We start from the raw sequence: 17,545 nt of genomic DNA on the forward strand, positions 1-17,545 counted from the left end.
CGTACGCCCTTACTTAACGGAAGGTAAGGGGTATTCTCGACGCATGTCCAGTGACACCAGATCTCGCATCCAGGCCGTGGCCCGTGAGCTGTTCCTCCAGCAAGGGGTGCAGAACACGAGCCTGCGCCAGATCTCGGAACGACTGGGCATCACCAAGCCCGCGCTCTACTACCACTTCGCCTCGCGCGATGACCTGGTGCGCAGCATCGTCCAGCCGCTGATCGAGGACGTCGAGCGGTTCGTGGCCACACGTGAGCCGGGAGGCGAGGCGCGCCGGCTGCTCGAGGACTACTTCGAGCTGATCTGGCGGCACCGAGACGTGACCGTCATGATCGTTCGGGAGCTGCACACGCTGGGCTACATGGACCTGGGCCAGCGCATGTTCGACTGGCGGCGCCGGCTCATCGAGCTGCTCCTCGGCCCCGGAATCACGCAGGAGCAGCGCATCCGGGCGACGGTGGCGCTGGGCGGGATGTCCGACTGCACGGTCGAATACGCCCACCTGGCCGCGGAGGAGGTCAAGCCGACGGCCGTCGATGCGGCGGCCGCCGCGCTCGGACTTCCTCAGACCGCGATGTAGAGGTCGACGCCCCCCGGGTGGTGCACCTCGAGATCCGTGGTGAACGCGCGCGACGGGGTGCCGCCCGACTCGGTGTGCTTCCACACCTGCTGCCACATCTCGACGAGCGCCTGCGGCATCGGGCCGCGGGCCTCAAGCTTCAGCGCCGGCCCGCCCGGCACGCGTACGGCCACCATGCCCTCGGGCAGCCGCGGCACCGTGCGCACGCCGGTGCCGACGATCTGCGTGTAGGCGCCGTTGTGGTCGCTCTCGTAGTCGATCAGCACCGCGTAGAGGTTCTCGTCGACGCGGCCGGGCACGTGCGCGAAGGCCCCCGGCGCGCCCGCCCGCTGCCACAGCAGGGGCAGCCTGGCCCGCGCCGGGTCCATCTCATCGGCGTTGGTGGTGCGTACGACGAGACCGACCACAGTCAGCTCGGGTCTTTCGATGACGTCCACAGACCCTCCCTCCCCAAAGTGTCCCGGCCGATCATAAGCCCCCGGGAAACGGGGAAACTCCTTGTTGACTTGTCACCACATAAGATGGACAAACGTGAAATTTCTTAACGGCCTCGACCCCCATCACGATCTGACCTACAGCGACGTGTTCATGGTCCCGTCGCGCTCCTCGGTCACCTCCCGGCTCGCCGTCGACCTCTCGACCAACGACGGCACCGGCACCACCATCCCCCTCGTCGTGGCCAACATGACCGCGGTCGCGGGCCGCCGCATGGCCGAGACCGTGGCCCGGCGGGGCGGCATCGCCGTGATTCCGCAGGATATACCGCTGGACGTCGTGGCGAACGTCGTCGACTGGGTCAAGAAACGCGATCTCGTCCACGACACCCCGCTGACGCTCACCCCGCACGACACCGTCGGCGAGGCGCTGCACCTGCTCCCCAAGCGGGCGCACGGCGCGATCATCGTCGTGGACTGGGAGAACCGTCCCGTCGGCGTCGTCACCGAGGCCGACTGCCAGGGCGTCGACATGTTCACGCAGCTGTCCCACGTCATGTCGAGCGAGCTGCTGACGCTGCCCGCCGGGCTGGACCCGCGGTCCGCGTTCGACCGGCTGCACGAGGGCCGTCACCGGCTGGCGCCCATCGTGGACGGCAGCGGGCGGCTGGTCGGCATCCTCACCCGTACGGGGGCGCTGCGCGCCACCCTCTACCAGCCCGCGGTCGACGCCGAGGGCCGGCTGCGCGTCGCGGCGGCCGTCGGCGTCAACGGCGACGTGGCCGCCAAGACCAAGGAACTGCTGGAGGCCGGGATCGACTGCCTGGTCGTGGACACCGCGCACGGCCACCAGGAGAAGATGATCTCGGCGTTGCAGGCCGTCAGGGCCCTCGCCCCGGGCGTGCCCGTGGCGGCGGGCAACGTGGTGACGGCGGCCGGCGTACGCGACCTGGTCGACGCCGGGGCCGACATCCTCAAGGTCGGGGTGGGGCCGGGCGCCATGTGCACCACGCGGATGATGACCGGCGTGGGGCGGCCGCAGTTCTCGGCCGTGCTCGAGTGCTCCGCCGAGGCGCGCCGCCTGGGGCGGCACGTGTGGGCGGACGGGGGCGTGCGGCATCCGCGCGACGTGGCGCTGGCACTGGCCGCCGGGGCCTCGAACGTGATGATCGGCTCCTGGTTCGCGGGCACGTACGAGTCGCCCGGCGACACCCACACGGACGCGGACGGGCGCAAGTACAAGGAGAACTACGGCATGGCCTCCGCGCGGGCCGTGCGGCTCAGGACGGCCGAGGACTCGGCGTTCGAGCGGGCCAGGAAGGCGCTGTTCGAGGAAGGCATCTCGACGTCCCGGATGTACCTGGATCCGAAGCGGCCCAGCGTGGAGGACCAGATCGACGCGATCGTGGCGGGGTTGCGGTCGGCGTGCACGTACGCGGGGGCGTCAAACCTGGAGGAGTTCCACGCGCAGGCCGTCATCGGGATCCAGGGCTCGTCCGGGTATGCCGAAGGGATGCCACTGCACCAGAGCTGGTGATCCGAGGTGCGCCGCCAGGCGGCAGGGCCGATGATCGAGCTCACTTGCGCCGCCACGCCGTGCGGCCGGTGGGGCGGCTCAGGTGCGCCGCCAGCCGCCGGCCGCGTTGATCCCGCCGTCCACGTGCACCGTCGCCCCCGTGACGAAACCGGCCAGATCGCTGGCCAGGAACACGGCCGCGGCCGCCGCTTCCTCGGGGGCGCCGAGACGGCCGAGCGGCGGGACGCGTACCGGCTCGTACGGCAGCGGGCGGGCCAGCATGCGCTCGCGCACACCCTCCTCGCCCTCCGTCCGGAGCGCGTCGGGGGCGATCGCGTTCACCCTGATGCCCCTCGGCGCCAGCTCCAGTGCCAGTGACTTCGTGAGGCTCTCCAGGGCGGCCTTCATCGCCGCGTACACGGCGAACCCGGGCGCCGCCTGATGGGCCTCGCTCGACGTCACGTTGATGATCGAGGACCCGGGCGGCATCATCGGCAGCAGCCACCGGATCATGCCGGTGACCTGCGTGAAGTTCTCCTCGATGAGCGTACGCTCGCCGCGCGGCGAGGTGTCCTCGAACGCGGCGTGGAAGGTGCCGCCCGCGTTGTTGACCAGCACGTCGACGCGGCCCCAGCGCTCGCGTACGGCCTCGGCGAACACCTCCACCGCCACCGGATCGCGCACGTCGAGCGTCATCGCCAGCTCGGCGTGCGCCTTGTCGCGGTCGCAGACGGCGACGTGGGCCCCGAACGCGGCGAAGGCCTCGGCGATCGCCAGCCCGATGCCGCGGGCCGCGCCGGTGACGACGGCCACGCGGCCGGTGAGCAGGATCGCGTCGGGTGTCAGGGCGGCCATGAACGATGACGATATCCCGACGGCATAGAGTTCTCGGGTCCATATCTCATCGCCGACAATCGCAATTGGAGCATTTCGTGGCACTCGAAAAGCCCGAGATCGACTTCCCCGAGGGCAACCCGCCCGCCGACCTGGAGATCGTCGACCTGGTGCAGGGCGACGGCCCGGAGGCCAAGCCCGGCCAGAACGTCCGCGTCCACTACGTGGGCGTGTCCTTCTCGACCGGGGAGGAGTTCGACGCGTCATGGAACCGTGGCGAGGCGTTCGAGTTCCCTCTCGGCGGGGGACGCGTCATCGCGGGCTGGGACCAGGGCGTCGCCGGCATGAAGGTCGGCGGCCGGCGCAAGCTCGTCATCCCGCCGCACCTCGGTTACGGCAGCCGCGGCGCGGGCCGCGCCATCAAGCCGAACGAGACGCTCATCTTCGTCGTCGACCTGCTCGGCGTCAGCTGACGAACGTCGTGTCCGTCAGCTGACGAGCACCGCCTCCGTCAGCTGACGGACCCACCTCCCCGCCGTCGCCGACGGTGCACCACGACCGGCGGCGGGCGGCCGTTTCGCCTGAGCCGGCGGGCGCCTCGCCCGCTGGGTCGGCGGGCCCCTGCTCACCGGCCGTCGCGGGGAACCGGAAAGATCGCGTATCCGGAATCGGGCAGGCGGGACGGCAGATCGGGCACGACGACAGTGTCGTTATCGAGTAGGGAATGTCGGCGGCGTGAGGCACGATAGGCGTGTGCTTCTGATCGACGTGGTCCGGGTTTCCGAGGCGGTGACGCGCACGTCCGCCAGGCTAGGCAAGATCGCCCATTTGGCGGAGCTGCTGGGCCGGGTCGGCCCCGACGAGGCGGAGATCGCGATCTCCTACCTTTCGGGCGAGCTCCCGCAACGCCAGGTGGGCGTGGGCTGGCGCACGCTGGAGGACGTCCCTCAGCCCAGACTGGCCGCCACCGCCACGCTGACCACGGTCGACGAGCTGCTGACCAGGATCAAGTCCGTGTCCGGCCAAGGCTCGCAGGCGGCGCGCAAGGCCCTGGTGGCCGAGTTGTTCGCCGGCCTGACGAGCCAGGAGCAGCAGTTCATACGCCGCTTGCTGCACGGCGAGCTGCGGCAGGGCGCGCTCGACGGCGTCATGATCGAGGCGGTGGCCAAGGCGTCCGGCGCGCCGTCGGCGGACGTGCGGCGCGCGCTGACCCTGCGCGGCTGGCTGCCCGCGGTCGGGGCGGCCGCGCTGAGCGGCGGCGCGGAGGCGCTGCGCGCGTTCAAGCTGGAGGTGGGCCGGGCGGTCTCGCCCATGCTGGCCGGCAGCGCGCCCAATGTCGCCGCGGCCCTGGAGAAGGCCGGCACGCCGGCGGCGCTGGAGTGGAAGCTCGACGGCGTACGCGTTCAGGCCCACCGTTCCGGCTCGGAGGTGAAGGTCTTCACCCGCACGCTCGACGACATCACCCCGCAGGTTCCCGAGCTGGTCGAGGCCGTGCTGGAGATGCCGTCCGACGACCTGGTGCTGGACGGCGAGGTGATCGCGCTGCGTCCCGACGGCCGCCCGCACCCGTTCCAGGTCACGGCCGGCCGCGCCACCAGCAAGACCAACGTCGCCCAGCTGCGCGAGCGGACGCCGCTGAGCGTGTTCTTCTTCGACGCGCTGCGCGTCGACGGCGCCGACCTGCTCGACCTGCCCTATGCGCGGCGGCAGGAGGCCCTGGCCCGCACGGTCCCGCAAGGTCTGCTGACGCCGCGGCTGGTCACGGGGGACGTGGCGGAGGCGGAGAAGTTCTTCACCGACGTGGTGAAGGCCGGGCACGAAGGCCTGGTGGTGAAGTCCCTGTCGTCCCCGTACGCGGCGGGCCGCCGGGGCGCCGGCTGGATCAAGGTGAAGCCCCGCCACACACTCGACCTGGTGGTCCTGGCCGCCGAATGGGGCCACGGCCGCCGCGAAGGCAAGCTCTCCAACCTCCACCTGGGCGCCCGCGACCCGGAGGGCGGCTTCGTGATGCTCGGCAAGACGTTCAAGGGCCTGACGGACGAGCTGCTGGCCTGGCAGACCGAGCGCTTCCTGGAGTTGGCCGAAGGGCCGACGGACGCCTGGACGGTCAACCTCCGGCCGGAGCTGGTCGTGGAGATCGCCTTCGACGGGGTCCAGCGCTCGCCCCGCTACCCCGGCGGCATGGCACTCCGCTTCGCCCGGGTCCTGCGCTACCGCCTGGACAAGCGCGTGGAGGACGCGGACACCGTGGACACGGTCCGCTCCCTCATGTTCTGACGCCGGACTCCGGCGCTGACGGCAGACGTCGGCGGAGCGCTCCCATGATCCAAGGCGCACAGGTGGGCATTATGGGCGATCTTGCCATATAAGTGACATATATCACTTACTGTCCCATTAAGGTGTCTTTATCCGTATTTGGTCCCATATGTTCGTCCTCACGTCGGCGGGGTCCCCCACCCCGCCGACGGATCGGCCCCGCCGTACGGCCCCCCCTCTCCGGCCTGGCCTTTCCCTGCCCTATCCCCCATTGAGGACCGTGGTTTACCTTGGGACAGCACTCCCAGAAACCGTTCCCCTCCGGCAGGCGCCGCTGGAGCGCCATCGCAGCGGGTGCCGCCGTCATCGCCACCGCCTCGACCACCGCTTGGGCGGCCCTGGCCAACGACGACTCCCCCACCACAGCCCGGGAATCGATCGGCAAGTCCACCGAGTCCACCGGCGAGCCGGCGACCTCGAACGAAGCCGCCGTCCAGGCCGCCCCGAAGACGCACTCCCCGGCTCCCAAACCGCCGGCGGGCGCCGACCCGAAGCCCACGAAGCTCGTCGTGCCATCCACCAAGTCCCCGCGGCCGGCGATCAAGGCCGAGACCCGGCCCACCACGTCACCGCGGCAATCCGCCGAGGCCGAGCCGCAGCCCGCCAAGTCCCCGCAGCGGTCGGCCAAGGCTGAGACGGAGGCCACGAAGCCCAAGGTCCGCGTGCTCTCGTCCGGCGCATGCGGCGCTTCGTTCTACGACGAACCTCAGATGACGGCCAGCGGCGAACGCTTCAATCCGTCCGCCATGACCGCCGCACACAAGACCCTCCCGTTGGGCAGCAAGGTCCGGGTGACGAACCCGAACACCGGCGAATCGGTCACGGTCCGCATCAACGACCGCGGCCCGTACGCCGGCGGCCGCTGCCTCGACCTCTCCGCCGCCGCCTTCGCCGCCATCGGCAACACAAGTGCGGGCGTCATGAGGGTCAAGTATGAGGTCCTGGCCCGCTAGATCGCCGGCCCGGGCAGGCACCGCACGCAACCAGGACCTCACCAGACGACCGCTGTTCCCCGCGCCACGAAGCTCCGCATGTGGAACCAGCAGCCGCGCCTCGCTGTCCACGCGCCTTTGGCGTCCACGCGCCTCGAGGTCACGGGCTCTGAACGTCGACAGCCTTCGTGGTCACGAGTCCTGGACGTCGCGAGCCCCGTGCGTCGCGCACCCTGAACGTCGGTCACACCCTGAACGTCGGGTGACCCCGAAAACGCGGATGCTACGGCGGCACAGGATTCCACGATCCTGGAGAACGCGGGCCCAGGACGCCGCAGATCCTGAAAAGCGCCGACCCCGGAAATCGTCGGTCCCTGGATTCGGAAGCACTCCGCCCCGCCGTGACCTGGCGAGGTCGCTGCGGGGCGGGAACCGGCAAACGATAGGTCCGGAGGCGATATGGCCGCTCGGGGTCACTTGACCAGGCGAATGGTCCAGGGGTAGCGGAAGGTGCTCTCCGACAGAGCGGAGACGCCGCCGACGATGGCGAGGACGACGGATGCGACCCAGATGAACGGCAGCAGCACGACACCGATCAAGGTGAACGGGAGCAGGACCGTCGCACCGACCACCGTGATCTGGAAGTTGAGCGCCTCCAGAGCGTGCCTGCGGATGTAGGGCGAGGTCTTGCCGCCGGTGAGCAGCATGATCAGGGGGCCGACGATCGGGATCCCGAGGAGCACCAGCAGGTGGGCGGCGGCCGCGCCGAGGCGTTCGTTGCTCTCCGGCGCGCGCTCGTGCCGAACCGGCGCCGGTCGCGGGACGAGCTGGGGCGCGGCCTGGGTGCCGTACAGCTCGGTCATGATGGGCATCAGGTCGCCGTGGGTGCGCGCGGTCATCGCACGCTCCAGCCGGTCGTCGAATTCGAGCTTGTCGAAGCGGCCCTCCGCGTACGCAGCCTGGACGTGCTCGACCACATGCTCTCGGTCCTGGTTGGTGACGCGCAGATGAGCTGGCGGCACCTGTCCCGGCCCGGGGGTTCTCGGTACCCCAGCCATAGTCGCCATGACACTCCTTAGATAATCGGGGCAGACATTCACATACTGCGTCGCCAATGCCGCGGGCGCCATCGGGAGAATCCCGGAGGTATCCCCGAGATCATCCCCGACGCACGGGAGCTCCAGACGGTATAAAAAGGATTCATGAGATGGCGAGACCGCTACGGCCTTCGTCGGCGGCGCGGCCCTAAGATCGCGAAGTTCGACCGTGAGGCGACAGACGCCGACATCGAGGCGCTTATCGCCTTTGCCCGTTCGCGGCGTGGCGTCGAGTTCTACGTCGAGCCTGAGACCTTTGCCACCGACACGACCGCTGTGGCGGTGGCCGACGACGGTGAATGGACCAGGCGCAGGGTCGGCTCCCCTGCCGTGATCCACAAGGTCGCTCGCGACCTTGCATTACCCGTGTACGACGTTCAGCTCACCGGGTATCCGCCACGCATGCGGGCCTACAACGAGCGTCGCCGGCGGGAAGAGGGCAGCCTCTGACCCGTCCCCGATTCCTCTATCATCCGCGCCCCCTTCGTTTCCCATTCCCCCCTTTCGTGCGTTGCCCGTCTTTGGGCGTTGGTCCGTTGAGTGCGCAGGTCTACAGGTATTGCCGGCTCGCGCGAGTGCGCGGTGTGGGTGAGCGTGTGCGCCGGTCATCCGGGTGGGACGGGTGAATCCGCCTCGTCGAGGAGGTTGACCAGCGGGAGCAGCCAGCCCGCGTGGGCCGCGCCCATGGCCTCGTCCAGCTCGGCCGGCGTGGGCAGGCGGCCTCGCATGATGGCGGGGGACAGAAGATTCTGGACCGCGTGCATGAGAAGGTTCGCCATCGAGTAGCCCGGGTCGATGGTCAGGGCCCGTTCGAGGGCGATCGTGGCCTGCACGCTGTTGCCCGCCCGCCAGGCGGCCATGGCCATCAGGGTCGCGGCGGGCGGGGCGAAGCGGGGCTCGAGCCTGCGGGTCAGGTCTCTCCAGAGCGCGGCGTGGGATTCGTGCATGAGCGTCCAGGCCTCGTCGCGGACCCTGATGATCGTCAGGTCCAGGCCCAGTCTCGCCGCTTCGGCGTCGTCGAGCCGGCCGCCTGCGGTGTGGATGGCGAGTGCTGATCGGACTCGTGCCAGGCCCTCGGCCACCTGGCGCCGGGCGAAGGCGTCCAGGTCGGTGGTGGCCGCGAGGCTGGCCCTGAGCTCCACGATCACGTCCGCCGTGGCGCGGCGCATCGCCATCCTCACGGGGCCGGTGACCGGGGCGAGCGTGCGTTCCAGTGTCTCGCGGTCCGGGAGGGCGACCAGGCCGTGCACGGTCGCCTCGGCCGCGATCCGGCTGGTGGAGGGGTCGTACGGGTTGCCCTCCGCCGGACAGCACATCGGGGCGTCGCAGACGTAGGACCAGTAGCGGCCCTCGTGGGCGCGCAGTGCCTCCCCGAGACGGACCCCGGCCTCGGCCGCCAGGAGCCTGGCCTCGTCGACCGCCGGTGTGACGACGTCTCCCGAGCCGTAGCCGATGATGACGACCTGGGTGACGCCTTCCCGGTCGAACAGGGGCACCAGCGGGGCCAGGGTGCCCGGCGGGAGCGGCAGACCCCAGCGGACCACCAGCTTGGCCTGGCCGCCGTCGAGGCCGATCACGATGAGGCTGCGGCTCGGGTGGAACCCGACGAGGTAGGGGACGGCGGCCAGGATGTCGGCGGGACTGCTCAGCGTGAGGAACGCCGAGGAGGAGGGCGAGGACGCCGAGGAGGAGGTGTTGGTGGTCATGGGCCGCAAGGGTGCCGAAGGTGCGGGTGGCGGCGCGGGCCCGAAAGCGGTTCTGGGGACAAGGCGCGTCGTTCGGCCAAGCTTGTGGACGGCGCCGGACCCCGGACGAAGGCGGTCTCGGACGTCGTCAGGCCGGCTTGATGGGGCCTGACGATCCGGGCTGAGGGGGAGCCAGGCGGTTGCGTACGAGGAGCGCGGCGCCCGCCACGGCGGCCGGCATCGCGATCACCGCCACCAGCGGCACCAGGAACAGCAGGAAGACCGCCACCCCGAACCCCAGCGCACTGGCCTTGTTCGCGCGCAGCAACGCGAAACGCTGCTTGCGGGCCATCCCCCGCCGCTCCAAGGGCAGCGTCGCGAGCTCGACTGTCAGGAAAAATCCGGACACGGCCGCGCCCAGCACCGGCGCCACCGTCTGCCCGACGACCGGCACGAAGCCCAGGAAGAACAGCGGAACCGTGAACAGCAGCACGTAGAGCAGCGTCACCGCGCTGTCCCTGATCGAGCGCGGCAGCGTACGCCACCACGGCTGTTCGACCTCGTGCTCCAGCACGTCCACCGCCGACGACAGCCGCTCGTAGAACGGCTCCCCGATCACCAGCGTGACCGCCGCGAACGTCACCACCGCCAGCGCCAGCCCACCGAGGAACAGGGCGATCCCGACCAGCGTGCGGAACAGCTCCCGCCAGCTCCACGAGTCCGCGAACGGCGTCAGGAACTCGGCCAGCTCGGCGGCGTTGGTGCCGAGATAGACGAGCGCCACCACGTACACGGCGAACGCGACCAGCGCCGGGATCAGCCCGAACGCCCACCATCGGCCGTTCCTGGCCACCCATCCGAACCCCTGGAGGAAGAAACCGACCCCAGAGGTGAAATCACGCAGTGATCGCATGCCCGGCAGGCTAGCGCCAGAAGGCCGTCACCGCGTAGCCCAGCTCCGCGAACAGTTCGCGAAGCAGCGGCAACGACAGGCCGAGCACGTTGCCGTGGTCGCCCTCGATGCCCTCCATGAACCACCCGCCGCGCCCCTCGATGCTGAACGCCCCGGCCAGGCCGATCGGCTCGCCGCTGGCGGCGTAGGCGGCGATCTCCTCCTCGGACGGCCGGCCGAAGCGCACCACGGTCGTGGCCACCTCCGCGACCTGGCGCCCGGCCGCCACGTCGATCACGCAGTGGCCGGTCACGAGGCGGCCGGTGCGGCCCCGCATGAGCCGCCAGCGCTCCACGACCTCCTCCTCGGTGGCCGGCTTGCCGTACGGGCGGCCGTCGAGCTCCAGGATCGAGTCGCAGCCGATGACCAGCCCCTCGTCCAGCCCGCTCGCCACCGCCTCGGCCTTCGCCCTGGCCAGCGCCAGACTGAGCGCGGCGGGGCTGTGCGCGGAGTAGGCGTCCTCGTCGACCCCGCTGACGATCACCTTGGGGTCGAGACCGGCGCTGCGCAGCAGTGCCAGACGGGCGGAAGAAGCGGAAGCCAGAACGATCACCGATCCAGCCTACCGGTCGTCACCAGTCGGGGTTCGACGTCCCTCGCGCGGACTGCCCCCGTTCCAGGATCCCGTACACACTGCCCTGAGGCGGCATGGCGCCGCCGAAGATGTTCGCCAGCAGCCCTTCCAGCGCCTCCGACAGCTCGGCGGGCGCCGCCGCCCGCTCCCCGGCCAGGTCGTCGGCTATGGCCGCGGCGCTCATGTCCCGGCTCGCGACCCGGCCCGCCAGCAGCGACATGACCATGGGGGCGATGAGCGGCAGCAGTTTCATGATCGTGACTCTGTCGATCCCGGAGAACCGCGCCAGCACGACCGCGGCCTGCTCGGTCCCCTGGCCGCCCAGCACGTGCCCGAGGATGCTGTGCCCGTCGCGGGTCAACGAGGCGACGTCGCCGTTGAACGGGTCGGCGTCCACGTGGTCGTCCAGCGCCCCGCGCAGCGCGTCGGCGCCGTCCGGGTGCTGGGCGTTGCGGGCCAGGCCGCCGACGACGGTGGCGGTCACGGCCTGGACGACGTCGCGGGCCTTGGCCGTGTCGGTGCCGAGCATCCCGGCGACCTGTTCCAGTCCCGGCTCTCCGAGCTGCTCGAGAAGCTCGTCCTGCAGCGTCACCGCTCTCCCCCGATCGTCGTCGGGGGAGAGCTTCCCGAATCGGGATCGAGCCAACGCCCGGATTGCGCTAATTCTCGGAAAAGCCCCTTCTCCGGTTCCCGGGGGAGTTCCGGCCCTCGGAAAGCTCCGGCCCCCGGACCACTACTTCTCCGCCGCGGCCACGGACTGGACGGTCAGCTCGCCGACGGCCGCGGACCGGGTCGTCAGCCCGGCGGCCGCGTACGCGCCGGCCTCGTCGAGCGTCTCGTGCTCCAGCAGCGCCTCCACGATGCCGTCGAGCTTGTCCCGGTTGTCGGTGAGGATCTGGACCGCGCGCTCGTAGCACTCCTCGACGATCCGCCGCGCCTCCTCGTCGACCATGGCGAGCGTGACGGGCGAGGCCTGCGGCTGCTGGCCGTCGTTGGGCAGGATGGTCAGCGGGCCGATCTTGTCCGACATGCCCCACCGGCCCACCATGCCACGGGCGATCATGGTGACCTGCTCGAGGTCGTTCTCGGCGCCGGTGGTGATGACGCCGTACACCACCTGCTCGGCCGCCATGCCGCCGAGCGCGCCGGTGATGCGGCCGCGGAGGTACTGCTCGTCGTAGGCGTACCGGTCGCTGTCGGGGGTGGACAGCGTGACGCCGAGCGCCCGGCCGCGCGGGATGATCGAGATCTTCCTGACCGGGTCGGCGCCCGGCTGGAGCATGCCGAGCAACGCGTGGCCGGCCTCGTGGAAGGCGGTCCTGGTGCGCTCCTCCTCGGGCATCACGATGCTGCGCGCCGCGCCGAGCTGCAGCTTCTCGAGCGCGTCGGCGAAGTCGGCCATCGAGACCTTGTCCTTGCCGCGCTTGGCGGCGAGCAGAGCGGCCTCGTTGACCAGGTTGGCCAGGTCGGCGCCGGTCATGCCGGGCGTGGTCTTGGCGAGCTGGTCGAGGCTGATCCCCTCGTCCAGCGGCACGCCGCGCGAGTGCACGCCGAGGATCGCGGTGCGCCCCGCCGCGTCGGGCAGGCCCACCTGCACCGTACGGTCGAAGCGCCCAGGACGCAGCAGCGCCGGGTCGAGGACCTCGGGACGGTTCGTGGCTCCGATGACGATCACGCCTTCGGCGCCGGAGAAGCCGTCCATCTCGGTGAGGATCTGGTTGAGCGTCTGCTCGCGCTCGTCGTGCCCGCCGATGCCGCCGGCCCCGCCCCTGGCGCGCCCGATGGCGTCGATCTCGTCGATGAACACGATCGACGGCGCGACCTTGCGCGCCTCCTCGAACAGGTCGCGTACGCGCGAGGCGCCCACGCCGACGATCATCTCGATGAACTCGGAGGCGGAGGCCGAGAAGTACGGCACCTTGGCCTCTCCCGCCACGGCCCTGGCCAGCAGCGTCTTGCCGGTGCCGGGCGGCCCGGCCAGCAGCACGCCCTTGGGCAGCTTGGCCCCGAGCCTGCGGTACTTGTCGGGGTCCTTGAGGTAGTCGACGATCTCGACCAGCTCGTTCTCGACCTCGTCGATGCCCGCGACGTCGTCGAACGTGACGCGCACCTTCCCGGCCTCGACCGGCTTGGCCGCCTTGGACTTGCCGAGCCCGCCCAGGCCGCCGCCCATCATGCTGGCGCCACGCCGCATGATCCAGATCCACAGTCCGGCAAGCAGCAACACGGGCAGCAGCGACAGCAGCAGGTTGGAGAAGAAGCCGCGGGTGATGGGCTGCGAGGTGATCTCGACCTGGCCGGTGGCGAGCTGCCGGTCGAGCTGGTCGGTGTTGGCGAAGGCCGGGATCTCGGTGGCGAACTTGGTGTACGACTCACCGCTCTCGGGGTTCTTCGCCGCCGCCCTGAGGTCGCCCTCGACCGACAGGCCCTGGGCGTAGACGTCCTTGACGTTCTTGGCGTCCACCTGCTTGGTGAACTCGGTATAAGAGATGGTCTCGACGGATCCGCTGTCGACGAATGACGAGACGACGAAGAAGGCCGCGTACACGACGAGCAAGGTGACGACGAATCGCCACCAGTTAATCTTGGGCCGGCCTCCCGGCGTGCCGGGCAGGCCTTCCGAGCGCCAGGGCGGCTTGCCCTTGCCTTTGTCCGGCGCCTGCGGCGGTCCAGAGCGTTCCACGGCGTCACTCCCCATATCGCCGCAACCATGATCTTTCTAGCCTAGAACACGCACCCCTGAGACCACGCGACTGATGTCCCGCCACTGCTTGCGCTGCGCGTCAGGCACTGTGACGAACGCCAGGCCGGGCTTGCTCATTCCCCCGTCCATGACCACGACGGCCGCGCGCGAGGTGTGCTTGCCGTAAGTGACGCGGTAGACGAGCATCCAGCCCCGCTTGACCTGCTGCGAGGCGAGCCAGCGGATCTTGGCTCCCTTGGGGTGGTGGTTGAGGGTCCAGCGGGCGGCCAGCAGGGCCGTGTCGCGCGCGGACTCCTGCTCCAGGATGGGGAGCGGGCAGGTGACGAACATGCCGCGCAGGCTGGTGCCGCGCTTCTTGGGCAGCACCTGCCTGGTGCTGAACGGCGCCGCCCCGTACGCCTTCCACGGTTTGGTGAGCTTGGGCACGGCCAGGCCGCTGCGCGTGTCCTTGACCACCCGCCGGGACGGGGAGCTCAGGCTCATGCGCTTGACCGCGCCGGTCAGCCGGGGGACGCGCGAGTCCGCGTACAGGGCCTCCATCGCGGTGTAGCCGGGCGCGAGCGACGGTCCCGGCGTCGGCGCGGCCTTGGCCGCAGGGGCTTGCGAAGGTGCGGGTGCGGGGCCGGACGAGGTCGGCGCGGCCGGCGGCGCGGTGACCGGCCGTGCGACGACCTCGCCCGGCTCTGCCGGGAGCACCACGACGAGCGTCACCGCGGCGGCCGCCACGGCGGCTGTCACGGCGAGCCCCCGGTACACCACCCGCATCCGGATATCCCAGATGCGGGAGCGTTTGGGCGGAGAAGCAAGGGCTCCAGGCCTGGGCGCGGTCTTCACTTGGGAACCCTTGATCACATCTTCCCCATCGTGCACGACGGGAGCGTACGACATATCGCGCCATTGCGCCCAGGAAGCAACCGAAGTGCAATCATGGCGTGGTGGAACAGGTGGAGCTACGATTCGACCACGCATCCCGAGCGTCGCAAACGCACACGAATCTCTCGGCGATCCGGCAGAGCGCGAGCGGCCTCTGGGTCGCCGGCGACGAGACCGCGACCTTCGAACATCTGGCGTGGACGGGCGATCACTTCGGTGAGCAGCGCACGTTCCGCCTGGCCGACTACATCGACCTCCCCGCGGGCCCGGAGGACGAAGCCGACATCGAGGGCCTGGCCCGGGCGAACGGCTACCTGTGGCTGGTCGGCTCGCACAGCCTCAAGCGCAAGCGGGTCAAGTCGAAGGACCCGGACAAGGCCGCCGACCGCCTGGCCACGGTGGTCAGGGAGGAGAACCGCTTCATCCTGGCCCGCCTGCCCCTGCGCGACGAGGCGCCGGGTCCCGGGGCGGTCCTGGCCGGCGGCCACAACCTCACGTCCTACCTGCGCGAGGACCGGCATCTGGGGCCGTTCCTGGCGCTGCCCGGCAAGGACAACGGCTTCGACGTCGAGGGCATCGCCGTCGTGTCGGAGCGGGTCTACATCGGGCTGCGCGGCCCCGTGCTGCGGGGCTGGGCGGTGGTGCTGGAGCTCGAGCTCCGGCGGCTCGACGACGGGGGCCGGCGCCGGCTACGGGTACGCGAGCCGTACCGCAAGCACTTCCTGGACCTGGGCGGGCTCGGCGTGCGGGACCTGTGCCCTGACGGCGACTCACTCCTGCTGCTCACCGGGCCCACCATGGACCTCGACGGACCGGTGCGGGTGATGCGCTGGCGGCCGGAACGGCGGTCCGGCGTGGTCCCCGGGGACGAACTGGAGATGGTGCTGGAACTGCCCTACGGCGTGGGCTGCGACCATCCCGAAGGCCTGGCGCTGCTGGACGACGGCCGGCTCATGGTCGTGTACGACAGTCCGTCGCCCGCACGCATCACCCCGGCCGGCGGCGTGCTGGCCGACGTGTTCACGATCTAGCGACCCGGCCGAAGAGCCAGGGAGCGTCCGCGACGAACGTGGACGAACCTGGCTCGATCTCGGTGAACCCGGCGTCGCGCACCACGGGCAGCCCGGCGTCGACCTTGGCGTCGAAGCCGTCCTGGTCGACGGCCGTGCGCACGGAGACGGCCAGGCCGTTCGCGCGCCAGTCCGCCCGCTCGGCCGCGTCGCTGGCCCACCAGGCGAGCTGGGCGGCGTGCCCGGCCTGCGCCATGGCCTTGCCCGCGGACATGGCGAGCTTCGGGTTGGCCCACAGGATCGGCGGCTCGGCGGGCGGGAGCTCGCCGGTGTCGGTCAGCTCGGTGCCCGACACCTGCAGCCGGGCGAGGTCCCTGGGCCAGTCGTCGAGCGGCACGGGCGGGTGCACGCGCACCTCCGCCGTACGGTGCTCGATCGTGCGCCCGGGCAGCGCGATCGCGCGCCGCCACTCGCTGCCCCTGGCCCGGCGCACCACCTTGCGGATCTTGCCGGTGGCCTGCCAGGCGTGCAGCTCGTCCGCCCACTCCCCCGGGTCGTCGAGCAGGCTCAGCACGGCCATGGCGGCGGCTTCGAGGGCGTCGGTGCGTTCGGGGGGCCCGGTGGTCTTCATGGCCCGCTCGATCCTGACGACCAGCGGCAACACATAGAGCTCGTTCATCACTTCTTAGCATGCCTGATCGCCAGGGACATGCCGGCGGCGATGAGGCAGAGGGCGCCGGCGCCGTACCAGGCGAGGTCGTAGGCGCCCAGGTGGTCGCGGGTGAGACCGGCGCCGACGGCGGCGAACGCGGCGCCGACCTGGTGCGAGCCGAACACCCATCCGAACACCACGGCCCCGTCGGCGCCGTAGATCCGCCGGCACAGCGCCACCGTGGGCGGCACGGTGGCCACCCAGTCCAGCCCGTAGAAGACGATGAAGATCAGCATGCTGGGCTCGGTCGTGGCCGCGAACAGGCTGGGCAGGACCATCAGCGAGAGCCCACGCAGCCCGTAGTACACGCCGAGCAGCACCTTGGGGTCGATCTTGTCGCTGAGCCAGCCGGAGGCGATCGTGCCCGCGATGTCGAAGATCCCGATGACCGCCAGCAGCGAGGCCGCGACCGGCTCGGCCATGCCGTGGTCGTGCGCGGCGGGGATGAAGTGGGTGCCGACCAGCCCGTTCGTGCTGGCCCCGCAGATCGCGAAGCCGCCCGCGAGCAGCCAGAACGGCCGCGTCCGCGCCGCCCGCGCGAGCGCGGTGACCGCCCTGACCGCCGCGTTGCCCCGGCTCGGCTCGGTACGCACCGCGCCCGGCTCCGCGCCGTGCGCATTCGCCTCACTCCGTGAGGCGGCTCGGTCGCCATATGCCGTCGTGCCCACGTCCTCGGGACGGTCGCGCAGCAGCCACCACACGAACGGCACCACGGCCAGCGCCGACCCGGCCACGGACAGCGAGGCGAACCGCCACCCCGGTCCCTCCGCGAGCTGGGCGAGGACGGGCAGGAAGATCAGCTGGCCGGTGGCGCCGCCCGCGGTGAGGATGCCGGTGACCAGGCCGCGATGGCGGACGAACCACCGGTCCACGACGGTCGCGGCGAACACCAGCGCCATCGACCCCGTGCCCAGTCCCACGAACACACCCCAGAGCAGCAGCAACTGCCAGCTCGCCGTCATGAGCACGGTGAGCCCGCTGCCCGCGGCGATCAGCAGCAGGGCGAGCGCGACCACCCGGCGCATGCCGAAGCGGTCCATCAGCGCGGCCGCGAACGGGGCGGTCAGGCCGTAGAGCACCAGGTTGACCGACACGGCCAGCGAGATCGTGCCGGTCGACCAGCCGAACTCCTCCCGCAGCGGGTTGATCAGCACGCCCGGGGTGGCCCGGAACCCGGCGGCGCCGAGGATGGCCACGAAGGCGACGGCCGCCACGAACCAGGCCCTGTGCAGCCCGCGACGGGTGGGGGTCGGGGTGGTGCTCAACGTCATGCGCCAATCCTGATTTATCCCCTTACACGGCGACGAGTGGCCGGAAAGCCAATAT

The 17,545-nt window shown here is 70.7% G+C and carries 18 protein-coding genes; 7 read left to right on the forward strand and 11 right to left on the reverse strand.

The window, feature by feature from the left end; genetic code table 11:
• The first annotated feature begins 43 nt into the window (after positions 1-43).
• Positions 44-580, forward strand: coding sequence for a TetR/AcrR family transcriptional regulator (locus ACIBX3_RS09015; protein WP_397114727.1), 537 nt, complete (start codon positions 44-46; stop codon positions 578-580).
• On the opposite strand, the gene ACIBX3_RS09020 is transcribed toward ACIBX3_RS09015, so the two are convergent.
• A complete protein-coding gene (locus ACIBX3_RS09020; RefSeq protein ID WP_397114729.1) occupies positions 565-1,017 on the reverse strand; it encodes a GyrI-like domain-containing protein in 453 nt (150 codons plus the stop codon). The genes ACIBX3_RS09015 and ACIBX3_RS09020 overlap by 16 nt on opposite strands.
• Positions 1,018-1,111: 94 nt before the next feature.
• On the opposite strand from ACIBX3_RS09020, the gene ACIBX3_RS09025 reads away from it, so the two are divergent.
• On the forward strand, positions 1,112-2,551 hold the full coding sequence (locus ACIBX3_RS09025; RefSeq protein WP_397114731.1) for a GuaB1 family IMP dehydrogenase-related protein: 1,440 nt from the start codon (positions 1,112-1,114) through the stop codon (positions 2,549-2,551).
• 78 nt (positions 2,552-2,629) lie between these two features.
• Here the strand turns inward: ACIBX3_RS09025 and ACIBX3_RS09030 are convergent, their stop codons facing one another.
• Positions 2,630-3,385 (reverse strand): SDR family NAD(P)-dependent oxidoreductase, encoded by a 756-nt coding sequence (locus ACIBX3_RS09030; RefSeq protein ID WP_397114733.1) that lies wholly within the window; start codon positions 3,383-3,385, stop codon positions 2,630-2,632.
• A gap of 77 nt (positions 3,386-3,462) precedes the next feature.
• Here ACIBX3_RS09030 and ACIBX3_RS09035 point away from each other — a divergent pair, with 77 nt between their 5' ends.
• From ACIBX3_RS09035 to ACIBX3_RS09045, 3 genes are all read left to right on the forward strand, one after another.
• Positions 3,463-3,837, forward strand: coding sequence for an FKBP-type peptidyl-prolyl cis-trans isomerase (locus tag ACIBX3_RS09035; protein WP_397114735.1), 375 nt, complete (start codon positions 3,463-3,465; stop codon positions 3,835-3,837).
• Between the two features lie 280 nt (positions 3,838-4,117).
• Positions 4,118-5,641, forward strand: coding sequence for an ATP-dependent DNA ligase (locus ACIBX3_RS09040; protein WP_397114737.1), 1,524 nt, complete (start codon positions 4,118-4,120; stop codon positions 5,639-5,641).
• A gap of 269 nt (positions 5,642-5,910) precedes the next feature.
• Complete coding sequence (locus ACIBX3_RS09045) at positions 5,911-6,633, forward strand: septal ring lytic transglycosylase RlpA family protein (RefSeq protein WP_397114739.1); 723 nt, start codon at positions 5,911-5,913, stop codon at positions 6,631-6,633.
• 452 nt (positions 6,634-7,085) lie between these two features.
• Here the strand turns inward: ACIBX3_RS09045 and ACIBX3_RS09050 are convergent, their stop codons facing one another.
• Positions 7,086-7,679 carry a DUF1707 and DUF4870 domain-containing protein gene (locus ACIBX3_RS09050; RefSeq protein ID WP_397114741.1) on the reverse strand — a complete coding sequence of 198 codons (594 nt, stop codon included), beginning with the start codon at positions 7,677-7,679 and terminating at the stop codon, positions 7,086-7,088.
• A 135-nt stretch (positions 7,680-7,814) separates the two neighbouring features.
• On the opposite strand from ACIBX3_RS09050, the gene ACIBX3_RS09055 reads away from it, so the two are divergent.
• Positions 7,815-8,159, forward strand: coding sequence for a hypothetical protein (locus ACIBX3_RS09055; RefSeq protein WP_397114743.1), 345 nt, complete (start codon positions 7,815-7,817; stop codon positions 8,157-8,159).
• A 155-nt stretch (positions 8,160-8,314) separates the two neighbouring features.
• Here the strand turns inward: ACIBX3_RS09055 and ACIBX3_RS09060 are convergent, their stop codons facing one another.
• The 6 genes from ACIBX3_RS09060 to ACIBX3_RS09085 form a co-directional block, all read right to left on the reverse strand.
• Positions 8,315-9,415 (reverse strand): DUF4192 domain-containing protein, encoded by a 1,101-nt coding sequence (locus ACIBX3_RS09060; protein ID WP_397114745.1) that lies wholly within the window; start codon positions 9,413-9,415, stop codon positions 8,315-8,317.
• Positions 9,416-9,542: 127 nt separating this feature from the next.
• Complete coding sequence (locus tag ACIBX3_RS09065) at positions 9,543-10,307, reverse strand: EI24 domain-containing protein (protein WP_397114747.1); 765 nt, start codon at positions 10,305-10,307, stop codon at positions 9,543-9,545.
• A 10-nt stretch (positions 10,308-10,317) separates the two neighbouring features.
• Positions 10,318-10,899 carry a Maf family protein gene (locus ACIBX3_RS09070; RefSeq protein ID WP_397114749.1) on the reverse strand — a complete coding sequence of 194 codons (582 nt, stop codon included), beginning with the start codon at positions 10,897-10,899 and terminating at the stop codon, positions 10,318-10,320.
• Positions 10,900-10,918: 19 nt separating this feature from the next.
• Positions 10,919-11,512: a DUF937 domain-containing protein gene (locus tag ACIBX3_RS09075; RefSeq protein ID WP_397114751.1), complete on the reverse strand. Its 594-nt coding sequence runs from the start codon at positions 11,510-11,512 to the stop codon at positions 10,919-10,921.
• Positions 11,513-11,653: 141 nt separating this feature from the next.
• Positions 11,654-13,603, reverse strand: a complete 1,950-nt coding sequence (ftsH, locus tag ACIBX3_RS09080; RefSeq protein ID WP_397114753.1) for an ATP-dependent zinc metalloprotease FtsH — start codon at positions 13,601-13,603, stop codon at positions 11,654-11,656.
• Between the two features lie 36 nt (positions 13,604-13,639).
• The gene (locus tag ACIBX3_RS09085) at positions 13,640-14,389 is read right to left on the reverse strand and encodes a hypothetical protein (RefSeq protein WP_397114755.1); all 750 of its coding nucleotides are present in this window, start codon (positions 14,387-14,389) and stop codon (positions 13,640-13,642) included.
• A gap of 179 nt (positions 14,390-14,568) precedes the next feature.
• Here ACIBX3_RS09085 and ACIBX3_RS09090 point away from each other — a divergent pair, with 179 nt between their 5' ends.
• On the forward strand, positions 14,569-15,528 hold the full coding sequence (locus tag ACIBX3_RS09090) for a DUF3616 domain-containing protein (protein ID WP_397114757.1): 960 nt from the start codon (positions 14,569-14,571) through the stop codon (positions 15,526-15,528).
• On the opposite strand, the gene ACIBX3_RS09095 is transcribed toward ACIBX3_RS09090, so the two are convergent.
• Together ACIBX3_RS09095 and ACIBX3_RS09100 are read right to left on the reverse strand one after the other, a co-directional pair.
• Positions 15,518-16,186: a peptidyl-tRNA hydrolase gene (locus ACIBX3_RS09095; RefSeq protein ID WP_397114759.1), complete on the reverse strand. Its 669-nt coding sequence runs from the start codon at positions 16,184-16,186 to the stop codon at positions 15,518-15,520. The genes ACIBX3_RS09090 and ACIBX3_RS09095 overlap by 11 nt on opposite strands.
• The gene (locus tag ACIBX3_RS09100; protein WP_397114761.1) at positions 16,186-17,490 is read right to left on the reverse strand and encodes an MFS transporter; all 1,305 of its coding nucleotides are present in this window, start codon (positions 17,488-17,490) and stop codon (positions 16,186-16,188) included. Before ACIBX3_RS09100 ends, ACIBX3_RS09095 begins: the two co-directional genes overlap by 1 nt.
• Positions 17,491-17,545 lie beyond the last annotated feature (55 nt).

Origin of the sequence: Nonomuraea sp. NPDC049480 (genome assembly GCF_044465905.1) — a bacterium.
GTDB lineage: Bacteria > Actinomycetota > Actinomycetes > Streptosporangiales > Streptosporangiaceae > Nonomuraea.

Bases quoted from the DNA above. Each gene is read 5' to 3' on its own strand.
- ACIBX3_RS09015 (WP_397114727.1), top strand. From the start codon at position 44: ATGTCCAGTGACACCAGATCTCGCATCCAGGCCGTGGCCCGTGAGCTG.
- ACIBX3_RS09030 (WP_397114733.1), bottom strand. From the start codon at position 3,385: ATGGCCGCCCTGACACCCGACGCGATCCTGCTCACCGGCCGCGTGGCC.
- ACIBX3_RS09050 (WP_397114741.1), bottom strand. From the start codon at position 7,679: ATGGCGACTATGGCTGGGGTACCGAGAACCCCCGGGCCGGGACAGGTG.
- ACIBX3_RS09055 (WP_397114743.1), top strand. From the start codon at position 7,815: ATGAGATGGCGAGACCGCTACGGCCTTCGTCGGCGGCGCGGCCCTAAG.
- ACIBX3_RS09060 (WP_397114745.1), bottom strand. From the start codon at position 9,415: ATGACCACCAACACCTCCTCCTCGGCGTCCTCGCCCTCCTCCTCGGCG.
- ACIBX3_RS09065 (WP_397114747.1), bottom strand. From the start codon at position 10,307: ATGCGATCACTGCGTGATTTCACCTCTGGGGTCGGTTTCTTCCTCCAG.
- ACIBX3_RS09085 (WP_397114755.1), bottom strand. From the start codon at position 14,389: ATGCGGGTGGTGTACCGGGGGCTCGCCGTGACAGCCGCCGTGGCGGCC.
- ACIBX3_RS09095 (WP_397114759.1), bottom strand. From the start codon at position 16,186: ATGAACGAGCTCTATGTGTTGCCGCTGGTCGTCAGGATCGAGCGGGCC.
- ACIBX3_RS09100 (WP_397114761.1), bottom strand. From the start codon at position 17,490: ATGACGTTGAGCACCACCCCGACCCCCACCCGTCGCGGGCTGCACAGG.